Annotated in this window: 5 protein-coding genes; 2 read left to right on the plus strand and 3 right to left on the minus strand. The window is 42.7% G+C overall.

Annotation, left to right across the window (positions count from 1 at the left end; genetic code table 11):
* The 3 genes from BCT81_RS01100 to napF form a co-directional block, all read right to left on the minus strand.
* On the minus strand, positions 1 to 182 hold a 182-nt coding region (locus BCT81_RS01100), incomplete at its 3' end, for a hypothetical protein (RefSeq protein WP_133152478.1).
* On the minus strand, positions 179 to 484 hold the full coding sequence (locus tag BCT81_RS01105) for a chaperone NapD (protein ID WP_008219286.1): 306 nt from the start codon (positions 482 to 484) through the stop codon (positions 179 to 181). The genes BCT81_RS01100 and BCT81_RS01105, both read right to left, overlap by 4 nt.
* A gap of 22 nt (positions 485 to 506) precedes the next feature.
* Positions 507 to 986, minus strand: coding sequence for a ferredoxin-type protein NapF (gene napF / locus BCT81_RS01110; RefSeq protein WP_102423023.1), 480 nt, complete (start codon positions 984 to 986; stop codon positions 507 to 509).
* A gap of 253 nt (positions 987 to 1239) precedes the next feature.
* Here napF and narQ point away from each other — a divergent pair, with 253 nt between their 5' ends.
* Positions 1240 to 2970, plus strand: a complete 1731-nt coding sequence (gene narQ, locus BCT81_RS01115; protein ID WP_102423024.1) for a nitrate/nitrite two-component system sensor histidine kinase NarQ — start codon at positions 1240 to 1242, stop codon at positions 2968 to 2970.
* Positions 2957 to 3589 carry a response regulator gene (locus BCT81_RS01120; RefSeq protein WP_102423025.1) on the plus strand — a complete coding sequence of 211 codons (633 nt, stop codon included), beginning with the start codon at positions 2957 to 2959 and terminating at the stop codon, positions 3587 to 3589. The genes narQ and BCT81_RS01120 overlap by 14 nt, the downstream gene beginning before the upstream one ends.
* Positions 3590 to 3657 lie beyond the last annotated feature (68 nt).

A 3657-nucleotide genomic window follows, 5' to 3' on the forward strand; every position in this document is an offset into this window, starting at 1 on the left:
TTACTTGACCACTTCAAACAGCCTGTACCACAAAAACGACAAGGCGCTTTATCCCACGTGATTTTTGTTTGATCTGAGCTAGCAATCAGGTTGGTTGCTGTTGCCGGTAGTGTTACACCTGCAACGGCTGCCGCTGATGCAGCTGCGTTTGCTTTCACAAACGCACGTCTTGTCATTTTCATACTTCACCCTCAAGTTGAGAATTGTTGCTTCCAGTTTCTAAATCCGTTTCGTCTAGTCCAGTTTCGATTTGGTGGTAAACCAAAGCTGTCCCTAAAACGTTCTTAATGTTATTTATTGCTTCGATGGTGTCCGTTACAAAACCTTGGTTCTCGGTTTCTAGGACCACGATGATTTTGCCTTCAGGGCTATCTCCGTAGATTTCAGCGTTATCGAATTGCTCGATCTCAGCTTTGATCTCATTGAGATGCTCTGGGCTCACATGCACGACTAGACTTGATATATGCACTTCATTTAGTGCCATAAATTGCTCTCGTTATTTTTATTTATGCATTACTCACAAGAATAGCTGAAGTAGGGCAAACTGCTACGCAGGCTCCACAACCGCTACACTCATCTAACTCGATTTTTGGTAGAGCAACACTGCCTGCTCTAAGTTGAAATTGAATGGCCATAGGTTCACACATGTCACCACAGCTTCGGCATTCAACATTTTGTTGCGCTAAACACTTATCAGAAATACGTGCTTTTGCTTGCCAAGGCTCTCCTTGCTTTGGCTTAAAAATGGGTTCCGGACAAACGTCTGCACATTGATAGCAGAACGTACATTCATCGATAGAGAAATCGACAGTGGGGAACCCACCATCACCTACAATGATTATCTTAGTCTCACAACTCTCGATGCATTTTCCGCAGCGAGTGCAATCATCTACAAAGCTCTCTAGGTTATGAATCCAAGGCAAACGAATTTGGCTTGAATCGACTTTTTTTCTAGAAAACAGACGACGTTTTGACAGATCTACCACTAAAAACCCCTAGATGTTGCTAAGATGTTGTAATTTTAGGTCGTTATTTCATTAATATCTTGTAATTTGTCATCACAAGTAGTGTAGGTTTAGAAACAATTGTATAAATACCCCATAAGGGCTAATTGGGGGTATATATTGTCATAGATCAATAAATTACGAGGCGAGTGATCACATATTGAATGGAGCTATGATTTTTGATGTGTGACAATACGAGCCTAATAGCAAGTCATTTATCAATAGGAAGTCACCTTTGCTTATAAAACCAGTCTCATCTGTTACTAGTACAATAGCTAAGTCATTACTCTCTATATTGCTGTTGTCCGTTGCTACTACTGGCTTTGCTATCTTTACCTTAGCTTCAAGCTTGAACGATGCTGAGGCCGTCAATGTAGCCGGTTCGATGCGTATGCAAAGCTATCGTTTAGCCCATGATATTCAAATAGAATCTGTTGATTTCGATTCTCATATCCGTGAGTTTGAAAGTTCACTTTATTCGCCTTCGATGACAAAATTGGTGAGTTGGGATGTTCCGACGGATATCACAGAAGACTACTATCTAATTATTGGCCGTTGGCATGAATTGAAACGCGTTCTGAATAGTGAAGACCGTAAACACTATCTCGTGTTGGTTGAAAACTTCGTAACTGAGATCGATGGATTTGTTTTTAAACTGCAAGAATTCTCTGAAGACAAATTGATTAAACTGGCGTGGGCTGGTGGTGTCGGTTTAGGTGGAATTCTCGTCATATCTCTTTTTGTTGTTCATTTTGTACGTAAACAGGTTGTTAAACCGCTACATGCTCTTGTCGGTGCGAGCCAAAGAATCAAAAACAGCGACTTCGAGGTAGAACTCAAAGTGACCAGTAACAACGAAATGGGCATTTTGACCAAAACCTTCAACTCGATGGCTAAAGATTTAGGCGTGCTTTATCGAAACCTTGAAGATGTGGTGGATGCGAAGACGATTGAGCTGCAAAATGCTAACCAGTCGCTGCAGGCACTTTATAACTCGTCACAAGAGCTCACGGTGACGCGTATTGCTCCTGAAAACTTCCGAGCTATCTTGCAGCATCTCGTGAGCTTGGAAGGGATTGGATCACTGAGACTCGAGATTGTAGATAACTCAGGCCGTTCATTGATTATGGATGAAGGTTACGATTCGAATTTAGACTACGAAAAGTTTGAGATGAAACTCGACGACAACGAACTTATTCTCGGCTATTTATACTGTTCATATCACCACGGGCACTCAACTAAAGCTCTGATCGAAAGCTTCATTCAACTGCTATCGAGAGCGATCTACTACAATCGTGCTCAAAAGAAAGCTGAACAGCTTATTATCATGGAAGAGCGTGCCACGATTGCACGTGAACTCCACGATTCATTGGCTCAATCACTGTCGTACTTGAAAATTCAAGTTACACTATTAAAGCGTGTGATTGGCAAACTGCCAGAGCAACAGCACCGAGAGCAATCTGAACAAATCGCGTCTGAGATCGGAAACGGCTTAGCCGACGCTTATACCCAGTTAAGGGAGCTACTCACCACATTTAGGTTGACCATTAAAGAGGGCAACTTTGGAGACGCCTTAAGTACCATGCTTGAGGAGCTCAGTGAGAGAACCGATGCGAAGATTAACCTCACTAATAATCTCTCATCGATCGAGCTTGATGCGCATAGTCAGGTTCACTTGCTTCAATTGATTCGTGAAGCAACAATAAATGCAATAAAACACGCCAATGCCGACTTGATAGATGTATGCTGTATCGATGAGGACGGTGAAGTATTAGTCGTGATAAAAGATAATGGAGATGGCTTTGACTCAAGTAGTTCCAAGGTGAACCACTACGGGATGAGCATTATGCAGGAGCGTGCGGCAAGACTGAATGGCGACTTGACGATTGAAGCGGCGCAAGGTGAAGGCTGTACAGTCATATTGAAATATAAAAGTTTGAAGGAAGTTAAAGTTGACGATTTGTAAAGTAGTGCTGGTTGATGATCATCCATTGATGCGCAGAGGTATAAGCCAATTACTGAGCTTTGAAGACGAATTCGAAGTGATTGCAGAAGCAAGTAACGGCACTGAAGCGGTTGCTCTTGCTCATGAAGAAGAACCTGATTTGATCCTTTTGGATCTCAATATGAAGGGCATGTCTGGTTTAGATACCTTGAAAGCACTTCGCACTGACGGTTCTAGCGCAAACATTGTAATCCTGACGGTCTCTGACAGCCCTGCAGACATTGAAGCGATTGTAAAAGCGGGTGCTGATGGTTACCTTCTGAAAGACACCGAGCCTGATGAATTGATCGAACTCCTTAAGCAAGCACACGGTGGTGACAAGGCATACAGCAGTGTAGTTGCTCGTTACCTAAGTGACGCTGGTAGCCGCAACGACATTTTTGACCAATTGACAGAACGTGAAATGCAGATCCTGCAAGAAGTTGCGAAAGGTTACCGTAACAAGCAAATCGCGGACCACCTGTTTATTTCTGAATCGACAGTTAAGGTACATATGAAGAGCTTGCTGAAAAAGCTGCAAGTACCTTCTCGTACAGCTGCAACGGTTCTTTACCTAGAACGCTATGGTGAAATGAAGTAGGGCTTGGTCCTTTGAAATAACACTATTTCAAGCCGTATTATTCAATCCGACTCTCCATAGCTGTAAAG

The organism is Vibrio sp. 10N.261.52.A1 (assembly GCF_002876325.1).
In the GTDB taxonomy this organism is placed as follows: Bacteria; Pseudomonadota; Gammaproteobacteria; order Enterobacterales; family Vibrionaceae; genus Vibrio; species Vibrio chagasii.

Coding starts and splice junctions, on each gene's coding strand:
- BCT81_RS01105 (WP_008219286.1), bottom strand. CDS start 484: ATGGCACTAAATGAAGTGCATATATCAAGTCTAGTCGTGCATGTGAGC.